Annotated in this window: 15 protein-coding genes, 1 pseudogene and 1 riboswitch; of the genes and pseudogenes, 7 read left to right on the top strand and 9 right to left on the bottom strand. The window is 61.9% G+C overall.

The window, feature by feature from the left end; genetic code table 11:
* Nucleotides 1-22: 22 nt before the first annotated feature.
* Together RCCGE510_RS09600 and RCCGE510_RS09595 are read left to right on the top strand one after the other, a co-directional pair.
* Nucleotides 23-877: a TolB family protein gene (locus RCCGE510_RS09600; RefSeq protein WP_007629410.1), complete on the top strand. Its 855-nt coding sequence runs from the start codon at nucleotides 23-25 to the stop codon at nucleotides 875-877.
* A gap of 67 nt (nucleotides 878-944) precedes the next feature.
* Nucleotides 945-1,512, top strand: a pseudogene (locus RCCGE510_RS09595) (hypothetical protein).
* Nucleotides 1,513-1,732: 220 nt separating this feature from the next.
* Here the strand turns inward: RCCGE510_RS09595 and RCCGE510_RS09590 are convergent.
* The 5 genes from RCCGE510_RS09590 to RCCGE510_RS09570 all read right to left on the bottom strand — a co-directional run bounded on the left by RCCGE510_RS09590 (nucleotide 1,733) and on the right by RCCGE510_RS09570 (nucleotide 7,309).
* A complete protein-coding gene (locus RCCGE510_RS09590) occupies nucleotides 1,733-2,800 on the bottom strand; it encodes a 3-deoxy-7-phosphoheptulonate synthase (protein WP_007629407.1) in 1,068 nt (355 codons plus the stop codon).
* Nucleotides 2,801-3,140: 340 nt separating this feature from the next.
* The gene (locus RCCGE510_RS09585) at nucleotides 3,141-3,722 is read right to left on the bottom strand and encodes a hypothetical protein (protein ID WP_007629403.1); all 582 of its coding nucleotides are present in this window, start codon (nucleotides 3,720-3,722) and stop codon (nucleotides 3,141-3,143) included.
* Between the two features lie 61 nt (nucleotides 3,723-3,783).
* On the bottom strand, nucleotides 3,784-5,676 hold the full coding sequence (locus RCCGE510_RS09580) for a HAMP domain-containing methyl-accepting chemotaxis protein (protein ID WP_007629401.1): 1,893 nt from the start codon (nucleotides 5,674-5,676) through the stop codon (nucleotides 3,784-3,786).
* 22 nt (nucleotides 5,677-5,698) lie between these two features.
* Complete coding sequence (locus RCCGE510_RS09575; protein ID WP_007629400.1) at nucleotides 5,699-5,902, bottom strand: hypothetical protein; 204 nt, start codon at nucleotides 5,900-5,902, stop codon at nucleotides 5,699-5,701.
* 3 nt (nucleotides 5,903-5,905) lie between these two features.
* Nucleotides 5,906-7,309, bottom strand: a complete 1,404-nt coding sequence (locus RCCGE510_RS09570; protein ID WP_007629398.1) for an MFS transporter — start codon at nucleotides 7,307-7,309, stop codon at nucleotides 5,906-5,908.
* A 173-nt stretch (nucleotides 7,310-7,482) separates the two neighbouring features.
* Nucleotides 7,483-7,668: riboswitch (cobalamin riboswitch) on the top strand.
* A 41-nt stretch (nucleotides 7,669-7,709) separates the two neighbouring features.
* Between RCCGE510_RS09570 and bluB the strand changes: the two genes are divergently transcribed.
* A complete protein-coding gene (gene bluB, locus RCCGE510_RS09565) occupies nucleotides 7,710-8,399 on the top strand; it encodes a 5,6-dimethylbenzimidazole synthase (RefSeq protein ID WP_007629397.1) in 690 nt (229 codons plus the stop codon).
* Between the two features lie 4 nt (nucleotides 8,400-8,403).
* Here the strand turns inward: bluB and RCCGE510_RS09560 are convergent, their stop codons facing one another.
* Entirely contained in the window at nucleotides 8,404-9,513 is a 1,110-nt protein-coding gene (locus tag RCCGE510_RS09560) for a DUF2865 domain-containing protein (protein WP_007629395.1), read from the bottom strand.
* 152 nt (nucleotides 9,514-9,665) lie between these two features.
* Between RCCGE510_RS09560 and RCCGE510_RS09555 the strand changes: the two genes are divergently transcribed.
* Nucleotides 9,666-10,220 (top strand): ribonuclease H, encoded by a 555-nt coding sequence (locus tag RCCGE510_RS09555; protein WP_007629394.1) that lies wholly within the window; start codon nucleotides 9,666-9,668, stop codon nucleotides 10,218-10,220.
* Between the two features lie 31 nt (nucleotides 10,221-10,251).
* On the opposite strand, the gene RCCGE510_RS09550 is transcribed toward RCCGE510_RS09555, so the two are convergent.
* Entirely contained in the window at nucleotides 10,252-12,564 is a 2,313-nt protein-coding gene (locus tag RCCGE510_RS09550) for an NADP-dependent malic enzyme (protein ID WP_007629393.1), read from the bottom strand.
* A gap of 439 nt (nucleotides 12,565-13,003) precedes the next feature.
* Between RCCGE510_RS09550 and RCCGE510_RS09545 the strand changes: the two genes are divergently transcribed.
* Nucleotides 13,004-14,446 carry an FAD-binding oxidoreductase gene (locus tag RCCGE510_RS09545; RefSeq protein WP_007629392.1) on the top strand — a complete coding sequence of 481 codons (1,443 nt, stop codon included), beginning with the start codon at nucleotides 13,004-13,006 and terminating at the stop codon, nucleotides 14,444-14,446.
* A 51-nt stretch (nucleotides 14,447-14,497) separates the two neighbouring features.
* On the opposite strand, the gene RCCGE510_RS09540 is transcribed toward RCCGE510_RS09545, so the two are convergent.
* The gene (locus RCCGE510_RS09540; protein ID WP_037078253.1) at nucleotides 14,498-15,076 is read right to left on the bottom strand and encodes a TetR/AcrR family transcriptional regulator; all 579 of its coding nucleotides are present in this window, start codon (nucleotides 15,074-15,076) and stop codon (nucleotides 14,498-14,500) included.
* A gap of 238 nt (nucleotides 15,077-15,314) precedes the next feature.
* Between RCCGE510_RS09540 and RCCGE510_RS09535 the strand changes: the two genes are divergently transcribed.
* Both RCCGE510_RS09535 and RCCGE510_RS09530 read left to right on the top strand, forming a co-directional pair.
* Nucleotides 15,315-16,487: an efflux RND transporter periplasmic adaptor subunit gene (locus tag RCCGE510_RS09535; RefSeq protein WP_007629390.1), complete on the top strand. Its 1,173-nt coding sequence runs from the start codon at nucleotides 15,315-15,317 to the stop codon at nucleotides 16,485-16,487.
* 5 nt (nucleotides 16,488-16,492) lie between these two features.
* Nucleotides 16,493-19,645: an efflux RND transporter permease subunit gene (locus RCCGE510_RS09530; RefSeq protein WP_007629389.1), complete on the top strand. Its 3,153-nt coding sequence runs from the start codon at nucleotides 16,493-16,495 to the stop codon at nucleotides 19,643-19,645.
* A 291-nt stretch (nucleotides 19,646-19,936) separates the two neighbouring features.
* On the opposite strand, the gene RCCGE510_RS09525 is transcribed toward RCCGE510_RS09530, so the two are convergent.
* The gene (locus RCCGE510_RS09525; RefSeq protein ID WP_007629388.1) at nucleotides 19,937-20,686 is read right to left on the bottom strand and encodes a phosphoglycerate mutase family protein; all 750 of its coding nucleotides are present in this window, start codon (nucleotides 20,684-20,686) and stop codon (nucleotides 19,937-19,939) included.
* Between the last annotated feature and the right edge of the window lie 138 nt (nucleotides 20,687-20,824).

Genomic DNA, 20,824 nt, shown 5'->3' with positions numbered 1-20,824 from the left:
ATAGAAATGCGGGGGAGGAAACATGCGCAGCTCGGTCGAGATCTACAATGTCAGGACGGGCAGGGCTCGCGAGGTCTGGCAGACGGATAAGCTGGTGGAGGCGCCGAACTTTGCGCCGGACGGTTCCACCCTGCTTTTGAACGGCGATGGGCTGCTCTACCGGCTGCCGCTCGATGGCGGCGAGGTGGTCACGGTCGATACCGGCTTTGCCGTCAACTGCAACAATGATCACGGTATTTCGCCTGACGGCACTGAGATCGTCATCTCCGACAAGACCGAATTCGGCAAGTCGACGATCTATATCCTGCCGATCGAGGGCGGCGCGCCGCGGCTCGTCACCCAGAACGCACCGTCCTATTGGCACGGCTGGTCGCCTGATGGCCGCGAACTCGCCTATTGCGGCATCCGCGACGACCTCTTCGACATTTATACGATCTCGGTCGACGGCGGCGCCGAGACGCGGCTGACGCATGGCGAGGGCCGCAATGACGGGCCGGATTATTCCGCCGACGGGCAATGGATCTACTTCAACTCCAGCCGCACCGGGCTGATGCAGATCTGGCGCATCCACCCGGACGGCACCGGGCTGGAGCAGGTGACGTCGGACAATCAGGGCAACTGGTTCGCCCATCCGTCGCCCAGGAATGACAAGGTGCTGATCCTGTCCTATGACCCTTCGGTTTTCGACCATCCGCGCGACCTCGACGTGCGGCTGCGGCTGATGGATATGGATGGCGGCAATCTGAAGACGCTGTTCGAACTCTTCGGCGGGCAGGGCACGATCAATGTGCCCTGCTGGTCTCCTAATGGCGAAGAGTTCGCCTATGTGCGCTATTTCCCGGTGAGCTCTTTAGAGCGGCGCACCGCCATTTTTTGATGGGGTGGTGGGTATCTGATGACATCGAGAGGTCGCCTACTCGAACGATGAACCTGGAGGTATAGACTTGGTGGCTGTCTTGAGATGCGCGTGGGCGCTGCGTGGTTTCACGATCGCCGGCTCCGTGGTGGCAGCGGGTTTCACGCTCGCAGGATGTTCATATCTTTTTGTCCGTGGTGTCGAGGGAAGCTACCTCGCAACGGGTGCTCCGGTGCTTGGAACGGTGATCGCAAGTAACGAGAGTGAGCAGATGGGGGGGAACGATTGAGATCGGCTCGGCCGAAAGGCAACAATGCAAGGGTCGCTACAGCGTATCGCAGGTGAAGACAAATTTCTGGAAGCTGGAGACCGGCGAGCGAACCTATCGCGGGAAGATCTACTGTCTGGATGGTCGAGCAGGGGCGTTTGAACTCATATCGAAGGATAAGGGGAAAACCGGCTCGATCACCGGCGAAATCAACGGCGAGGCATTTCAACTCGATATGTTCGACTCGAAGAGCCGTGAGTGCATGACGGACGAATGCAGATGGGGCTTGAAGTGGACTTACGAAAAAGAGCGCGACAACATGCGTACATATTACAGGGTTGCGACTGAACACGAGCCCGATTCAGTGGATCCACGGCAGCTCTTTTAAATCTGCTCCTATTCCGCGTGCTGGTGGCCCGGGCTCCGCCCATGGTGGCGTGGCGGTAACCCCACGTTGCTCGTAGCAGTTTTCAAATCGGAACTTGGATCGATCGACTGGGCGTGAGTTATGAAGCCGTATCCGGTAGGCGTAGCCGTGAGATAACCTGGTTGACACCCACTGCCCTGTTGGGCGGCGGGTGTCTGCCCGCCGCGCTTGATGCTGTCTATCAGGCTGCGACGGCGGCCTTGCGCCGCGCGCGGGCGGATTGCGCCAGGTCTTCCAGCGTCGTTAACGACATGTCCCAGTCGATGCAGCCGTCGGTGATGGACTGGCCGTAGACCAGCGGTTTGCCGGGAACGAGATCCTGGCGACCGGCGACGAGGTTGCTCTCGATCATCATGCCCTTGATATGACGGTTTCCGGCGGCGATCTGCGCGGCCACGGATCTGACGACGCGCGGCTGGTTCAGCGGATCCTTGCCGCTATTGGCATGGCTGGCGTCGATGAGGATGCGCGGGGTCAGGCCGAGCTTGACGGCCTCGGCCGTGACCGCTTCGACATCGGCCGCTTCGTAGTTCGGCTGTTTGCCGCCGCGCAGAATGATGTGGCAGTCCTCATTGCCGGTCGTCGAGGCGATGCCAGCCTGTCCGTCCTTGGTGACGGCCGGGAAGTGATGCGGCTGCGAGGCGGCAAGGATGGCGTCGAGCGCCACACGTGCGCCGCCGTCGGTGCCGTTCTTGAAACCGATCGGGCAGGAAAGGCCGGAGGCAAGCTGACGGTGGATCTGGCTTTCGGTCGTGCGCGCGCCGATCGCACCCCAGCTGACCAGGTCGGCAATGTATTGCGGCGTGATCGTGTCGAGGAATTCGGCGCCGGCGGGAAGCCCCGTCGCATTGATATCGAGCAGCAGGCGTCTGGCGATCCTCAAGCCTTCCTCGATGCGGTAGCTGCCGTCGAGATGCGGGTCGTTGATCAGGCCCTTCCAGCCGACGGTGGTGCGGGGTTTTTCGAAATAGACGCGCATGACGATCTCGAGATCGCCGGCGAAGCGCCGTCGCTGTTCCTCCAGCCGCGCTGCATATTCCCGGGCGGCAATCGGGTCGTGGATGGAGCAGGGGCCGATCACGACGATCAGGCGATCGTCCTCGCCATGAAGAATCTTATGGATCGCATCACGATTGCTGGTCACGGTTGCGGTGACGGCGGCATTGCGGTGGATTTCGGCGATCATATCGGCGGGTTTGGTCAGCGGGGTGATCTCGAGGATTCGCAGATCATCAATGGTATCAGACACGGTAAGGCTCCTGTTTGGTCATACCGTGCGGAACAAAAAAGCCGCCAGGTAGACTAGCGGCTGTTCGGGTTGTCGTTGCGTCGATTTCAGTTACGCATGGACCCGCGTCCGCTGGGAGCAGCGGTACCAATAAAATCGCGAGGCGTAGATCGAAGTGGTCGACATCAGGCGTATGTAGCGTCGCGGCCGCGCATTGTCACGCAGAATTTGCGGCGCAAAAGCCGGGCGCTCAGCCGTGGCTCAATTGCAGCAGGAGGCTTAAAGTGATCGCCCAAAAGCGCGCTGCTTCTGGGCGATATGCATCGGTATTAAGACAACAAACGAAACGAAGGCGCTGAGATCACAGGGCGTCGACGTTCACGCCGACGGTGATGGCGCCGATCGGCGTTCCCTTTTCGTCGGAAATCGTGACGCTTGCCTGCGACTGCAGCGCCTGGGTCGATTCGTCCTTTTCGATATCATCGACGAAAACAGCGTCCTTGCCGGCTCCGAAGGACTTCTGGAACTTGCCCTCGTCACCCTGCCAGTAGTCGGACGTGGGATCGCTTTGACCGACATTCAGCCCTTTTGCATCCATGACGAAGATCTCGGCAATCTTGCCGTTGGACGCAGCCTTCTTTTCCTGAAGGAATTTCGACAGTGCATTGCCGAGCACGCCGTCGATCATCGAATGGTCGGAGCCATCGACTTCGGCGCGCCACTTCTTATCGAGGGCGTCGATATCGCCCTGGGCCAAATTGGCGTTTGCGGCGTTCTGCGCCTTGATCGCTTCGATGACGACCGGATCGTTCAGCCAGGGTTTTACGTCGCTTGTCACGTAGTCGGAGATCGGGGCGAGCTTCGCATCCTGGGCCATGGATACGCCCGTCGACACGGCAATTGCGGTGCAGGCCAAAAGAAATGCGGAGACGACTTTCTTCATAACTGTTCCCTTCCTGATTATGGGGTGCTGTGGAATAAAAGCGTATTGAACGAAGGTGGGGTCAGAACTCTTCCCAGGCACCGGGAGCAGCGGCAACGGCGGCATTTCCTGCATGCCGCTGCACAAAGGCCCTGGGTTCGGGGGCCCTGGGCTCGGGGCGAGATTGACGAACGCTCGGCTGAGCGGTTTTGGGCGGGCTGGCGGCAGAGACGCCAACAGTGAACCTGCCGGCTGAGTCCTGCAGAAGGCGTCCCTGGGTCAGCAGCTCCTGGCAGGCCGCGTTGGTTTCCTCGACCATCGCCGCGTTCTGCTGTGTCGCCTGATCCATCTGGTTGATCGCGCCATTGATTTCCTGCAGACCCGTCGCCTGTTCGCGATAGGACTGAACGATGGAGGCGATACTGTCGCTGATGCGGTTGATCTGCTCCTCGATCTTCAACAGGGCATCGCCGGTTTCGTTCACCAGCCCGACGCCTGCGGCAACCTCCTGACCGGAGACATTGATCAGGTTCTTGATTTCCTTTGCCGCATTGGCGGACCGTTGGGCGAGTTCCCGCACCTCCTGCGCGACGACCGCAAAGCCTTTGCCGGCTTCGCCGGCGCGCGCCGCCTCGACGCCGGCATTCAGCGCCAGCAGGTTCGTCTGAAAGGCGATTTCATCGATGACGCCGATGATCCGGCCGATCTGGCTCGATGAGGTCTGAATCCGGTCCATCGCTCCGATCGCGTCACGCACCACGGTCGCCGAGAGATGAGCGCTGCGCTTTGTCTCCTCGACCAGCTTCCCGGCATTTTCAGCCCGCTGCGACGATGCTCTGACCGTGGTGGTCACCTCATCCAGTGCGGCGGCGGTCTGTTCCAAGGCTGCTGCCTGTTGTTCGGTCCGCTTGGCGAGCTGATCGGCGGAGGAGGCTATTTCGCTTGACCCGCCTTCGACCGCAACGGAAGCGGTCTTGATCTCGGTCAGTGCTGCCGCGACCGCTTCGACCATGCGGTTGAAATCCTGCCGCAGTTTATCGAATTCGGGGCCGAGATCGGCCAGATGTATCGAGAAGTCACCCGCGGCAAGCTTTTCCAATTCATTGGCGAGCGCGGTCATGACCAGCCGCTGCGCGTTGTTGGCCTCTTCCGTCAATGATGCATTGCGCGCCCGTTCGGCGTCGAACGAGGCGCTCTGCTCGGCAGCGGTTTGCTCCCTTTCGACCTTGGCAATTGCCTCGTTACGGAAGACCTCCAAGGCACGTGCCAGGAAACCGATCTCATCGCCATTTTCCCTGTAGGTGACGGGAGAGGCCAGATCGCCTTTCTGCAAGGCGCTGATCCGTTCGCTGAGAATCCTGAGAGGGCGGCCGACGAGGCTGCGCATAGCGAGAAGGAAAGCGACGACGGCCAAGGCGGTGATCATGAACTGCGTCAGCAGCGAAATCAAAACCTTCTGCCTGACTTCGGCAGCGATTTTTTCGACGGACCAATTGGTGACGATGTAACCGGTGGCCTTGCCCGACTTGTCGAGCGGAAGCGGCGCGGTGATCGTCACCACGCCGGCAGATATCCCGCCGTCATCGATGGTGGTCTTTTCCGGCTTCGCGCTTAAGCCCTTTGCCAGATCGGCCGGTGCCGGCAAACCGCTGATGCCGTCACGTGTCCAGGTATCGACGGCTGAAGGTTCGGCGTTGAAGGCGGCAAACTGCACAAGATCGAGCGAAGGGTCGTCGCGGTAGAGCGAATAGGCCTCACGCACGGCGTTTGCCTTGCCCCATTTCACGCCGCCGGCGGCCAGCGACGCAAACTGCTCCGCATCCTTGGACCAGTTCGCTTTGGCGCCGTCGATCAACGCCTTGGTTTCGTACATCCAGGTGTAGGTGGCGAAAGCGGAAATGCCGCAAAGATTGACGGCAACGATAATCGCCGCCAGCTTGGCTGTCAGAGGCATCGTTTTCAAAAACTGGAACATTCCGCGGGCCTGGAATTGCGGCTCAGTCGGGCATGTTTCCGACCGGCGTATCAATACGGGCATCGCCGCTGACGGTCACATCACGAGCGCTCATGCCCATGTCCTGATAGCAACCCAAAACGCGCAAACGGAGTGTGTCGTTGATGTGTGAATAAATCATAAAGTAGAATGGGATGCCGGAGCTTGCGCGTATCATGTCGCCGTTGCGCCCGCCGGAAATTTGCATTGCTCAGCTGTTTTCCGCGATCGCCTCTTCGGGCTCGGGTTTGCGGCGTTTGCGGCGGCGCGTCGTCAGTTCGGCGCCGGCATCGCGCGGCAGGCGCAGGAAGGTGATGCAGGCCAGTGCCGAAATCGCCGAGACGCTGAAGAAGGCGATGTGGAAATCCGATACCAGCAGCCTGCCGCCATGGACGCTGCTCGAAATTTCGAGGATGCCGCCGGCGATCGCCACACCCATTGCCATCGAAATGCGCTGGGCAACGGCGTTGATCGCGGTTGCCTGGCTGCTGTCGGCATCATCGACATCGCCGAAGGCCATGGCGTTGACGCCAGAGAAGGCCATGGAGCGGAACAGGCCGCCGATCAGCAGGCAGGCCATGATCAAATACAGCGGCGTTTCGACGGTAAAGAGGCCGTTGATGCCGAGGAAGATCGCCGCCAGCAAGGTGGTGATCGATATCACGGTGCGGAAGCCGAAGGCATTGAAGGTGCGCGAAGCGGCAAATTTCGACCCCATGGAGCCGAGCGCGCTGACGAAGGTGACCGAGCCCGATTGCAGCGGCGTCAGGCCGAAACCGAGCTGCAGCATCAGCGGCATCAGAAAGGGCAGGGCGCCGAGCCCCATGCGGAAGTTCGAGGCGCCGAGGATCGCCGCCCTGAACATCGGGTAACGGAACATCTTCGGATCGAGAAGCGGATAGGGCGTGCGGCGGGCATGGAGGAGATAGAGGAGGCCGGCAAGGATGCCGACAGCCACCGTGACATAACCATAGATGACCGGCACGGCCGGCAGGCTGATCACCGACAGGCCGAAGACGAAGCCGGAAAAGCCGATGCCGCAGAGAAAGAAGCCCGGAAAATCCATCGGCCGCGGGCTGCGCGGCTCGACTGCCGGCAGGAAACGCGTGACGAGGATGATGCCAAGCACGCCGATCGGCACGTTGATCCAGAAGATCCAGTGCCAGCTGAGATAGGTGGTGAGGAAACCGCCGATCGGCGGACCCATCATCGGGCCGATCAACGCGGGAATGGTCAGCCAGGCCATGGCATCGACGAGTTCGTGGCGCGGCGTTCCCCTGACCAGCAGCAGGCGGCTGACCGGCGTCATCATCGAGCCGCCGGCGCCCTGGATGAGGCGCGCGGCGACGAAGGCCGCGATCGAATTGGAAAAGGCGCAGCCGATCGAGCCGATCATGAAAACGAAGATCGCCAGACGGAAGATATTGCGCGCACCGAAACGATCCGACATCCAGCCGCTGATCGGGATGAAGATCGCCAGTGCCACGAGATAGCTGGTGACGGCAAGCTTCAGCGCGATCGGCGAGGTGCCGATATCGGCCGCGATCGCCGGCAGACTGGTGGCGATGACGGTCGAATCCATCTGTTCCATGAACAGGGCGACCGCAAGGATCATGGGCGTGAGACGGGGCACGGGCAACCGGGATGCAAATAGACAAATCGCGGCGCCACCGGCGTCGATCGGGATCGATTCAGTTCTAAGGCAGCGATGCAAGCCTGTCCATGCGAGCGATGTCACATGCAGGTGAATGCGGCATGAGCGCCGGCTTGCGGTAGCACACGTTTCCTGAAATAGATGCGCCGTCAGGTGCCCGCCGGCCAGGCGGGAGAATCGGGAATCCGGTGCAAGACCGGAACGTGCCCAACGCTGTAAGGCCGACGTCTGCCGCTTATCATGCCACTGGTTTTGCCGGGAAGGCTGCGGCAGACGGATGACGCCAAGTCAGAAGACCGGCCTGGCAAGATAGACCCAACCCGCGCGGACGGCGGGCGGTTGCGTTGTTGGGGATTTGACGATGCGACCCTTTGATGAGGATGCCCTGTCTGTGGCGTCCGGTTTTTCCTTGGCCGAACGCGAAGCTGTCTATCATGCGATCATGACACGGCGCGACGTTCGCAGCCAGTTCCTGCCTGACCCCTTGCCGGACGACGTCGTGGAACGGCTGCTGACGGCTGCCCATCACGCACCCTCCGTCGGCTTCATGCAGCCGTGGAATTTCATTCTGGTGAAAAGTCCAACGGTGCGCGCGCGCGTCCGCGATGCCTTTGCCAAGGCGAATGAAGAGGCGGCATTGATCTTCGAGGGCGAGCGGCGCCAGGCTTATCGCTCCCTCAAGCTCGAAGGCATCGCCGAGGCGCCGCTCGGCATCTGCGTGACCTGCGATCCGACGCGCAGCGGCAGCGTGGTGCTGGGGCGCACGCACAATCCGCGGATGGATAGCTATTCCACCGTCTGCGCCATCCAAAATCTCTGGCTTGCGGCGCGCGCCGAAGGGATCGGTATCGGCTGGGTCAGCATCTTTCACGAAGGCGACCTGAAAACCATTCTCGGCATACCCGAGCATGTCGAGGTGGTCGCCTGGCTCTGCGCCGGTTTTGTCGACCGGCTCTATGATCAGCCGGAGCTCTCCGTCAAAGGCTGGCGGCAGCGGCTGCCGCTCGAGGAACTCGTCTTTTACGACGGCTGGGGGCGGAACGAGCCGTAGCCAATTACTGCTGTTGCTGAGGCTGCTGCTGCGGTTGGGGGCCAGGGGCGGCAGGATTGGCGAGATCGATCGAGCCCTGGTCACCGGCGAGGAACTGCGGCCCCACCTGGCGGACCTTGTTCTGGGTTGGGTCGTAAGGGCGCTCCGGCACGGATGGCTGCGGCGCCGCAGCCGCACTATCCTTGACCGGCGGATTGGTGTGGATGGTGGTGATCGAGCCTTGTTGCGGCGGCGGGCTTACGGCCTGGTTGCCGCGCATCTCGTCATAATAGGCGGTGAGATTGCAGGCGCAGGAAGTCTTTTCGCCGGGCATGCGGTTCTTGTAGGCAAAGGCGTTTTTCATGGCACTGTAGGGTGTGCCGGTCGCGACCGAGATCATGTTCGAGGCTTCGGTGCTCGTCACCTCGCGATAGAACAGTTGGGTCTCGATCCCCGGGCACATCTTGGCGCAGGTCTGGGCGTCGCGGCCGAAATCGACCGAGGTGGCGTTCGAGCTGATCGGGAAGAAACCGCCGTCGCAGCTGCGCACGCACATGGTGCTGACCGGCGACAGCATGTCGGCCCGCGGCAGGCCGTAGCGCGGGTCGGCCTCCTCACCGCCGCCGAGCGGAATGAAGGTATCGCTGCGCATCGCCTGTTCCTCGACGCTCGGGGCAGGGTCGTTGGCGTTGCGCTCGTCCGGCGCATAGAAGTTCTCACTGTTACAGCCGTTGCGATCGAGCGCAGCCATCAGTTCGCGGCGGTCGCCGTCATCGGCGCGGTTCCGGCCGGCCAGCTCGTTGCGGCGGTCCTGGAGATAGTCGATATTGTCGATCATCCGGGATTCGGATTGCGAGAGCTCGGCGCAATAATCGGCATTCTCGCCGCCGATCACCACCATGCTGCCCGAGGTGCAGCCGTAACTGCGCAGGTCGTTGCGGACCTTGCGCAGCTCGAGGTTCTGCTCGGCCATGGCGCTGGAATATTGGCGGGCTTCCGGGCCGTTGCCATTGCCGATCGATCGCGGCAGGTCGGCGAGACGGCCGCGCAGATCTTCGCAGACGGCACTGGTCTGCGCGGCGGCGGGTGCTGCGAAGGCGAGGAGGAGGGCAAGAGACAGGTTTCGGCGTTTCACGGCGTCGTCCCGGAATGAGCGAACGGTCGATGGGTCGAATGCGACGTCAATCGGCCGCGCGTTTTCCTTAAGGTATTTTTCTTAATAAGCTCAAAGAGATTCCTAGCGTATTTTCGTGATCTTATCCAGCAATTGCCCGAGACTCGGTTAAAATGACAGGCATTCCCGACGAGATCCGATCCCTCGCAACGATGTCGGGAGTATCGGGAGCCGAACACGGTCTTCACCTCTTCGCGGACGGTTGTTATGAGCCGGGATCCGGCCGTGGAGGCTGGTCATTTGTCGCCTATCGTGATGCGGTGGAAATCGCCTCGGACTTTGGTGGCGTTGACGATTCCAGCAATAATGCGATGGAATTGACCGCCGTTCTCAGGGCGGCCATGTGGATCAACAGCCAAACAACCGGCGAAGCCGCGATCATCTGGTCGGATTCCGTCTATGCGGTCAAAGGCTGTAACAGCCGGCGACATATCTGGAAGAACAACGGCTGGAAGAAAAGCAGCCCGAATGGACATGGCCGACGGCGAACGATCGACAATGCGGACCTCTGGAAAGCCGTCGATCTTCAGCTATCCCAAAACGCCCTGGTGACCATTGTCTGGTGCAAGGGGCATTCAGGGATTATCGGCAACGAACGCGCGGATGCGCTCGCGGACAGAGGCCGCCTGTCGATAGCCGGCGGCCGACATAGTGTCGGGGCGGTCTGAAGCGCCTGTCGTTTGCTTGCCGGCAACCGGCTTACGCCGGCTGCGATGCCTCGACGACGGCGAGTGCTGCCATGTTGACGACGCCGCGGGAGGTGACCGAGGGTGCGAGGATATGGGCGGGCAGGGCGGTGCCGAGCAGGATCGGGCCGACATGCAGGCCGTCGGTCATCGACTTCACCACACCGAGGGTGATGTTGGCGGCATCGAGGTTCGGGAAGACCAGCAGGTTCGCCTCGTCGTGCAGGGTTGTGTCCGGCATGACGCGCTTGCGCAGCGCTTCGGTGATGGCGCTTTCGCCGTGCATCTCGCCATCGACCTCGAGCTCTGGGGCGGCCTCGCGCACGAGCTGCAAGGCGTTGCGCATCTTCGTGGCGCTTTCGGATTCGCGCGAGCCGAAGTTGGAATGCGAAACCAGGGCGGCGCGCGGGGTGATGCCGAAACGGCGGATTTCTTCCGCCGCCAGCACCGTTGCCTCGGCGATTTCTTCGGCGTTCGGATTGAAGGTGACGTAGGTATCGGTGAAGAAGGTGGCGCCGCGCTGCGAGATCATCAGGCTGAGGGCGGAGAAATCACGGACATCCTTGCGCTTGCCGATGATCTGGCGGACGTCGCGCAGATGCTTCTCGTAGCGGCCTTCCAGACCGCAGATCAGCGCATCGGCCTCGCCGCGCCTCAGTGCCAGCGCGCCGATGACGGTGGTGTTGGTGCGCACGATCGTGCGGGCGGCTTCCGGAATGACGCCACGGCGGCCGACCAGCGAGAAATAGAGATCGACATATTCGCGGAAGCGCGGATCGTCTTCCGGATTGATCACTTCGAAATCCTGCAACGGGCGGATACGCAGACCGTAGCGCTTCAGGCGGGTTTCGATGACCTGCGGGCGGCCGATGAGGATCGGTTCGGCGAGGCCTTCCTCGAGCAGCACCTGGGCGGCGCGTAGCACGCGCTCGTCTTCGCCTTCGGAGAAGATGACACGCTTGCGTTCTGCTGCCTTGGCCGCGGTGAAGATCGGCTTCATGACGAAACCGGAGCGGAAGACGAAGCGGTTCAACTGGTCGAGATAGGCGTCGAAATCCTGGATCGGGCGGCGCGCCACGCCGCTCTGTTCGGCCGCCTTGGCGACCGCAGGGGCGATGCGCAGGATGAGGCGTGGATCGAAGGGCGAGGGGATCAGGTAATCCGGGCCGAAGACCGGGGTCTCGCCGGAATAGGCGCGGGCGGCGACGTCGGACGGCTCTTCGCGGGCAAGGGCGGCGATGGCACGCACGGCCGCCATCTTCATTTCCTCGTTGATCGTCTCGGCGCCGCAATCGAGCGCACCGCGGAAGATATAGGGGAAGCAGAGGACGTTGTTGACCTGGTTGGCGAAATCCGAACGGCCGGTGCAGATCATCGCGTCGGGACGGGCAGCGCGGGCAAGATCCGGCATGATCTCCGGCGTCGGATTGGCGAGCGCCATGATCAGCGGCTTGTCGGCCATCTGCGCCAGCAATTCCGGTTTCAGCACGCCGGCGGCCGACAGGCCGAGGAAGACATCGGCGCCGCCGATATTTTCGGCGAGCGTGCGCGTATCGCTCTTCTGGGCGTAGACGGATTTCCATTCGTCCATCAGCTCGACGCGGCCTTCATAGACGAGGCCTTCGAGATCGTGGACCCAGATGTTTTCGCGTTTTGCCCCGAGAATGACAAGCAGGTTCAGGCAGGCAAGGGCGGCGGCCCCGGCGCCTGAGGCGACGATCTTGATGTCGGCGATATTCTTGCCGGCGAGTTCCAGCCCATTGAGGATCGCGGCGGCGACGATGATTGCCGTGCCGTGCTGGTCGTCGTGGAAGACCGGGATCTTCATCTTTTCGCGCAGGCGCCGCTCGACCTCGAAACATTCCGGCGCCTTGATGTCTTCGAGATTGATGCCGCCGAAGGTTGGCTCCAGCGAGGCGACGGTCGAAACCATCTGCTCGACGCTTGCGGCGTCGATTTCGATATCGAAGACATCGATGCCGGCGAATTTCTTGAAGAGCACGGCCTTGCCCTCCATCACCGGTTTGGAGGCCAGCGGGCCGATATTGCCGAGGCCAAGCACGGCGGTGCCGTTGGAGATGACGGCGACGAGATTGGCGCGCGAGGTATATTCGGCCGCCATTTCCGGATTGTCACGGATGGCAAGGCAGGGGGCTGCGACGCCGGGCGAATAGGCGAGTGCCAGGTCGCGCTGGTTGCCGAGCGGCTTGGTGGCCTGGATCTCGAGCTTGCCGGGGCGGGGATAGCGGTGGAAGAACAGCGCCTGCTCGTCGAGATCGCCGCCTGTCAGGTTCTTTTCCGTCTTGGATTTTTCCTGGTGATCCATTGCCGCCTCCGTGCACGTCTTTTGTGCTTCCTCCATACATCAATCGGTTAGCGGCGACAGTATGGAAATGGGGGGTGGGAGAAGTTTTCGAGAGGAGTAGGTTGTGCCGTGGGGTTACCCCCTCTGCCCTGCCGGGCATCTCCCCCACAAGGAGGGAGATCGGCAAGAGGTTGGATCATCGCTCCCTCTCTACAGTATCGGTGGTTTGTGCGGTCGTTGTTTGAGCGAGCCATCGCGCCAATCCAATCTCCCCACCTGTGGGGGAGATGCCCGGCAGGGCAGAGGGGGGTATCCACGGCACACCCAATACGTTCTTTTGCGTGGAGTCTCCTCGCAGCGGAAGCAATTAGCTAATCCTTTTGGAAAACTTGTTTGGCGACCACCGCAGGCGCAATATGCCGCCGCGACGGTGCGGGGCGCCGGTCGCATGGAGGAAACCATGGACAATTTGAACCTGACGACCCTGCAAAAGGGGCAGACGATGGTCAATGACGTGGCCATCGATGCGTTTGCCGCCGGATTTCGCGGCAATCTCCTGACCAGTAAAGACATGGATTACAACGAAGCGCGGGCGATCTGGAATGCGATGATCGACCGCAGGCCCGGGCTGATCGCGCGTTGCGCCGGCGCTGCCGATGTCGTGCGCGCGGTGCGGTTTGCGCGCGACAACAATCTGCTCGTTTCGGTGCGCGGCGGCGGCCACGGCATTGCCGGCAATGCCGTCTGCGAGGGCGGCGTCGTCATCGACCTGTCGGCGATGAAATCGGTACGGGTCGACCCAGAGACGCGCCGCGCCAGGATCGAGCCGGGGGCAACGCTTGCCGACGTCGACCAGGAAACGCTGGCTTTCGGGCTGGTGCTGCCGACCGGCATCAATTCGACCACCGGCATCGCCGGCCTGACGCTCGGCGGCGGCTTCGGCTGGTTGACCCGCAAATTCGGGTTGACGATCGACAATCTGGTCTCCGTCGATGTGGTGACGGCCGATGGCGAGCTGGCCAAGGCGAGCGAGACGGAAAGACCGGATCTGTTCTGGGCCTTGCGCGGCGGCGGCGGCAATTTCGGCGTCGTCACCTCCTTCGAGTTCCAGCTCAACCCGCTCAAGACAGAGGTTCTGGCCGGGCTGGTGGTGCATCCGTTCGCAGATGCTGAAAAGGTGCTGCGGGAATATCGGCAGGCGCTGGAAGCCGCGCCCGATGAACTGACCTGCTGGGTGGTGATGCGCCAGGCACCACCGCTGCCGTTCCTTCCGGCCGAGTGGCACGGCAAGGAGGTCGTGGTACTCGCCATGTGCTATTGCGGAGATATTGCCGCGGGAGAAAAGGCGACGGAAAGATTGCGGGCGATCGGAAAACCGATTGCCGACGTCGTCGGCCCGGTGCCGTTTACCGGCTGGCAGCAGGCATTCGACCCGCTGCTGACGCCAGGTGCGCGCAATTACTGGAAGAGCCAGGATTTCGCCTCTCTCTCGGATGCGGCGATTGAAGTGCTGCTCAACGCCGTGCGCAAGTTGCCCGGACCGGAATGCGAAATCTTCATCGGCCATGTCGGCGGTGCGGCCGGCCGCATTCCCACCGAAGCCACCGCATTTCCGCAGCGCAGCTCGCATTTCGTCATGAACGTGCATGCGCGCTGGCGGGAAAGCGGGATGGATGCAAGCTGCACCGGCTGGGCGCGCGAACTTTTCGAGGCAACCAAGCCGCATGCTGTGGGAACCGCCTATATCAACTTCATGCCTGAGGACGAGGCCGATCGGGTGGAAAGCGCCTATGGCGCCAATTACGCCCGGCTTGCCGAAATCAAGCGGCGCTACGATCCGAACAATTTGTTCCGGATGAACCAGAACGTCAAACCGATGGCGGCTGCGCGGGCTGCGGAGTGATATCGACAGGTTGAAATCCTTCGCCGCGCGAAGAGTTCGACGCGCGGCGCTTTATGTCTTCGGTTGGTGACAGCCCTCGGTGAGATCGATCAATTCCTGCAACAGAACCGTGTCGTCAGACCCGTCCTGATCGTTGGGCCTCAGAACATGGGTAAGCCATGCCCCGTCCGCGGCCAGGCGAACGATCTCAAGCCGCGTTCCCGTGTCGGTCGCGGCGTGCTTGACGAGCCGGTCTTTGATCCATTTGTGCCACAGGCTCTTGGAGTATGGGTCGGCGAGCACAGTCATGGTCTGTGCCGACCACGGGCTGCTGTTGAGGGCGCGGTCGGCAAACAGGGTGCGGACGTAGGCGCGGGTGAATGTGCCGTGGCCGCCGCTATCCCTTTCCAGTTCCTCATCGATCTCGCGGTCGAAACTTTCCATCATGCCGTCGAAGACGGCTTCCACGAGAGCCTGTTTATTTGGGAAATGGTGGAACAGGCCTCCCTTGGTGACGCCGGCAGCACTGGCGACCGCCTGCAGGCTGACGGCGGCCAGACCCTGTTCCAGCGCCAGCTTGGTGGCGCAATCGAGGAGAGCCTGCCGCACGACTTCCGGTTGTTTCTTTCTGTTGCGGGGGCTATCTATCAATGCATGACCTGGGTTCGAGATGAGTTTCGTGACGAGGAGACCGGAGGAGATCACTATCACTCCCGGGATGGCGCGGCTATCATGCCGCAAAAGGTGAATTCGCTATCATACCAACCGGTAGGTATCTTGCAATCCAAAAAAGGATTGGCTATCTGTCGGCTCAGGAGGCCCGCCGAACGTCATTTCGGCGGGCTGTGCTTTTTTGGACCTCAGCGGACCATCAGGAAGGCTTTTGAAAATGCTTCTTCATACGAAATCATTGCGTTACGCACTGACGCTGGCGCTGTTCCTCGCCACCGGCCTGCCGGCTTACGCTCAGGAAGGTGGCGCCATGCCGCCTGCTGCCGTCAGCGTGTTGACGCTTGACGCACGTCCGGTTCCCGTTGTCAGCGAATTGCCCGGCCGCATTGCCGCTACGCGCGTTTCGGAAGTGAGGGCCAGGGTTTCCGGCATTTTGCAGGAGCGGATCTTCGAGCAGGGCAGTCTCGTTCATCAGGGTGACGTGCTCTACCGGATCGATCCGGCCCTGTTTCGAGTCCGCGTCGCAAGTGCGGAAGCCAGCCTTGAGCGCGCTAAGGCGACGCAGCTGAATGCCCGCCAGCAGCTGGATCGGCAGAAGTCGCTGCGCGACCGCGATGTCGCAAGCGGGGTCGAATATGATGCGGCGGCAGTCGCGCTTGCCCAGGCCGACGCCGATGTCGCGCTGGCGCAGGCCGCACTCGACGAAGCGCAGATCAATCTCGGCTATACGGACGTCCGGGCACCGATCTCAGGCATTATCGGCGGCGCGCTGGTGACCGAAGGCGCGCTGGTGACGGGCGATGCCGGCGATGCGCTGGCGATGATCCAGCAGATCGACCCCGTCTATGCCGACTTCACGCAATCCTCCGGCGAGTTGCTGGCGCTGAAGCGGGCGGTCGAGAACGGCAGCCTCGCCTCGACGGAAGCAGGCAAAGCCGACATCAAACTCGTCTTCGACGACGGCACGGTCTATGGCGAGGCCGGAAAGCTGCTGTTCCGCAGCGCCAGTGTCGATGCGACGACGGGCCAGGTCACCCTGCGCGGCGAATTCCCCAATCCCAAGGGCGATCTGCTGCCGGGTCTCTACGTCCGGGTCCGCATCGAGCAGGCCATTCGTGAGAAGGCGATCGTCATCCCGCAACGCGCCGTCGCCCGCACGGCCGACGGCAAGGCGCAGGTCTATGTCGTAGAGGCGGGAGACGTGGCTCAGCCGCGCGACGTCGAGCTCGGTCAATCCTCCGGCAATGAATGGGTGGTCGAAAGTGGCCTGTCCGCGGGTGAACGCTTGGTCGTCGACGGCGTGCAGAAACTGCAGCCGGGCGCAAAAGTCGCGCCGGAAGCGTGGCGAGATGGCGAAGTCGCGTCCGGTGACGCCAGGAAGCCGGAGTAAGATCGATGGCACGTTTCTTTATCGATCGCCCGATCCTTGCCTGGGTCTTTGCAATCTTCATCTCCATCGCCGGCCTGATCGCGCTGCCGTTCCTGCCGGTCGCGCAATATCCGAAGGTCGCGCCGCCGCAACTCAGCATCACCACCAGCTATCCCGGCGCATCGCCGCAAGACATCTACCAGGGCGTCACCCGCCAGATCGAGGAAGAGCTGAACGGGGTCGAGCACCTTTCCTATTTCGAATCGACCTCCGACACTTCAGGCGCAATGACGATCACCGCGACCTTCGCGGCGGGCACCGACATCGACCAGGCCTCCGTCGACGTTCAGAATGCCATCCGCCGCGTCGAGCCGCGGCTGCCGCAATCCGTCAAGGATCAGGGCGTCACGGTCGAGGAGGCGTCCTCAGGCTTCCTGATGTTCATCTCGTTGACATCGACGGACGGGAAGACCGATGAGGTGGCGCTCGGCGACTATCTCAACAGGAACGTCATCGGCGAACTGCGCCGTCTTAACGGCGTCGGCCGCGCGCAGCTGTTTGCCTCGCAGCGGGCGATGCGCATCTGGATCGATCCGGACAAGATGGTCGGCCTGAACCTCACCGCCGCCGATATCAGCACGGCGATCTCGGCGCAGAACGCCCAGGTCGCCGCAGGCCAGATCGGCGCCGCTCCCAATCCGATCTCGCAGGACCTGACGGCGACGGTGCTGGTCAAGGGTCAGCTGACCGACACCAAAGAGTTCGGCGACATCGTGCTGCGCGCCAATGCCGACGGATCGAATGTCAGGCTGCGCGATGTCGCGCGGATCGAAGAAGGCAGCGAGAGCTACAGCTTTTCCACCCGGCTGAACGGGCAACCGAGCGCTGCCATCGCCATCCAGCTGTCGTCAACGGGCAATGCCGTCAACACGTCCAATCTGGTGAAGGCGAAGATGGAGGAGCTGTCACGCTTCTTCCCGGCGGGCGTCGAATATTCCGTTCCCTACGACACCAGCCCGTTTGTCTCGGCATCGATCGAGAAGGTGGCGCATACGCTCGCCGAAGCCGTCGCGCTCGTCTTTATCGTCATGCTCGTTTTCCTGCAAAGCTTCCGCTACACCATCATTCCGACGCTCGTCGTGCCGGTGGCGCTGCTCGGGACGCTGGCGGTGATGTTTGCCGCCGGCTTTTCGATCAACGTGTTGACGATGTTTGCGATGGTGCTTGCCATCGGCATTCTGGTCGACGACGCCATCGTGGTGGTCGAGAACGTCGAGCGGCTGATGGCGGTGGAAGGGCTGTCGCCGAAGGAGGCGACCAAAAAGGCGATGCGCCAGATCACCGGTGCAATCCTCGGAATCACGCTGGTGCTCTCCTGCGTCTTCGTGCCGATGGCGTTCTTCCCGGGTTCGACAGGCATCATCTACCGCCAGTTCAGCCTGACCATGGTCGTCTCCATTTTGTTTTCGGCCTTCCTGGCGCTGTCGCTTACGCCGGCGCTCTGCGCCACTTTCTTGAAGCCGATCAAGGAACATCACGAGAAAAGAGGCATTGCCGGCTGGTTCAACCGTAAATTCGACCGGCTGACCGGCCGTTATGCCCGCACTGTCGAGGGGCTGGCCAAGCGCTCCTGGCGGGTCATGGTCGTCTATCTCGCGCTGGTCGTTGGCCTTGGCTATCTCTTCGTCAACCTGCCGAGCAGCTTCGTGCCGGATGAGGACCAGGGCTTTCTGATCGTCGACGTGCAGGGGCCGCCCGAGGCGAGCCGCAACCGCACGGTTGCCTCGCTCGAAAGCATCGAGGCGATCTTCAAGAAGGAGCCGGCGGTTGAGAACGTCGTGGCGATCCAAGGCTTCAGCTTTTCGGGGCAGGGGCCGAATGCCGCCCTGGTGTTCGTCACCCTCAAGGACTGGGCCGAGCGCGGTGCAGGCAATTCGGTGCAGGAGATCTCCAACCGGGTCAACATGCAGCTGTTTGCGCTGAAGGATGCGACATCCTTCGCATTGTCGCCGCCGCCGATCGAAGGCTTCGGCACGACCAACGGCTTCACCTTCCGCCTTCAGGATCGCGGGGCAAAAGGCCAGGCGGCCCTGACCGAGGCGGCGGGAATGCTGCTCGGCAAGGCATCGCAGAATCCGATCATCGCCGGTGTCCGGCCGGAAGGCATGCCCGACTCGGCTCAACTGGTGCTCGTCATCGATCGCGAAAAAGCCAATACTTTCGGCATCGCCTTCGCCGACATCAACAGCACGATTACCGCCAATCTCGGTTCGAGCTACGTCAACGACTTCCCGAATTCCGGCCGCATGCAGCGCGTCATCGTGCAGGCGCAGGACAAAAGCAGGCTTCAGGCCGAAGACCTGATGAAGCTCAACGTCCGCAATGCGAGCGGCGGCATGGTGCCGCTGTCGTCCTTCGCGGTCGCCGAGTGGCAGAAGGGGCCGGCACAGATCGTCGGTTATAACGGCTACCCCTCCGTTCGCATTTCCGGGGCTCCGGCACCGGGATATTCATCGGGCGCGGCGATTGCCGAAATGGAACGGCTGGCCTCCGAGCTTCCCGACGGCTTCGGCTTCGAATGGACCGGCCAGTCGCTGGAGGAACTCAGATCGGGATCGCAGGCGCCCTTCCTGTTCGGCCTCAGCATCCTTTTCGTCTTCCTGCTGCTGTCGGGGCTTTACGAAAGCTGGTCGATCCCGTTGTCGGTGATGCTGGTCGTGCCGCTCGGGGTCCTCGGCTGCGTGCTCGCGGTGATGAGCCGCGACATGTCCAACGACATCTACTTCAAGGTCGGCCTGATCGCGATCATCGGCCTGTCGGCGAAGAACGCCATCCTGATCGTCGAATTCGCCAAGGACGGCTTTGCCGAGGGAAAATCGCTGATGGATGCCGCGATCGAAGGCGCTCGCCTGCGCTTCCGGCCGATCATCATGACCTCGCTCGCCTTCACCTTGGGCGTGGTGCCGCTGGCGATCGCCACCGGCCCAAGTGCCGCCAGCCAGAATGCGATCGGCACCGGCGTGCTCGGCGGCATGGTCTCGGCGACGGTGCTGGCGATCTTCTTCGTTCCCGTCTTCTTCGTCTTCGTGCTGCGTCTGTTGCGGACGAAGCGGCCGGAGACTGTTAATGAGGAGGCTCCGGCTGGGCAAAAACCGGCTCCGGTGACGTCGCCGACTTAGGGTATCTGCGAAGGCGGAGGCTTTTGACCGGGCGGCCGCCCGGTCAAAAGCCTCCCTCGACAGCAATCATCATATACAGCATCTCTAATGCAAGGTGGCCCGAAGGGTCGGATGAGGGGGCTGCACGGCACACCCGAACTGTTGCCCTTCGCTTCGGCTCAGTGCATTCGCGGCTTTGCCGCTCACCCCCTCATCTGCCTGCCGGCATCTTCTCCCCGCTGGGAGAAGGGGATGTGGCAACGCCCTGCTCATTGATTGAACTGTTGGTAACGGGCCTGATACGAGTTCCCACTATCCGCCGGGCTTCGGCGTGATCGTCACGTCGGCGCCATAGGCATCGCGCAGTTCACCTTCTTGTCCGGGCTGCCGGTCGGCCGCCTGATGCAGCAGGATCGACGCGTATCCTTGCAAGCGCGTCCCCTCGATCAGGGTGATATCGGCATTGCCAGGGTTATCGGAACGCTCGAACCACTCGACGGGGCGGTGCAGGAAATTCATTTCGACCGCCCGGTTGGTGACGCCATGGCCGACGATGACGACGTTGTGGCTGCTATTTTCGGCGTCGCGCATGACGGTCTGGAGGAACAGGCGGACACGCTGGGCGACATCCGCCCGGCTTTCGCCATCCGGCGGCCGCGCGTAGAACTTGCCGCTGTTGCTGCGCAGCCTCGCCCATTTTTCGAATTCCTCGGGAAATTTCTGCTTCTGTTCGGCGTGGTCATAGATTTCGGTAAAGAGGCCGAAATCCTGCTCGCGCAGCAGGTAATCCTCCCGGATATCGCCGACGACACTTTCCGGCAGGGCTGTGAGCAACGCATCCTTGCTCTGTCGTGTCCTGAGGAATGGCGAGTACCAGATCTGCAGCCTGTCGAAATCGGCGCTCGGCAATGCCTTCAGATATGAGGCGATCGCGCTGCCGGCTTCCACGGCCTGGCGATGGCCCCACCGCGTCAGCGGCACGTTGTGATCGCCGAATTGGCGATAGGCCTGTTCGTTGAGGTTGCCGAGAGATTCGCCATGGCGAACGAGAAAGAGACGCATTCAGCCATCCCGCATTGTCGGATCTGGAATCGTCGCCATCATGAACGCGCTCGACACGCACGGCAACATCGCCACCGCGCCGGGCTTTTCCCCAGTCTGTCATCTTCCTGAAACACGAGTCTGGTTTTGGAAGGTGAG

The organism is Rhizobium sp. CCGE 510 (genome assembly GCF_000292525.1).
GTDB lineage: Bacteria > Pseudomonadota > Alphaproteobacteria > Rhizobiales > Rhizobiaceae > Rhizobium.
Note: the sequence above shows the minus strand (reverse complement) of the source record. Positions and strands in the feature narration are given on the sequence as shown.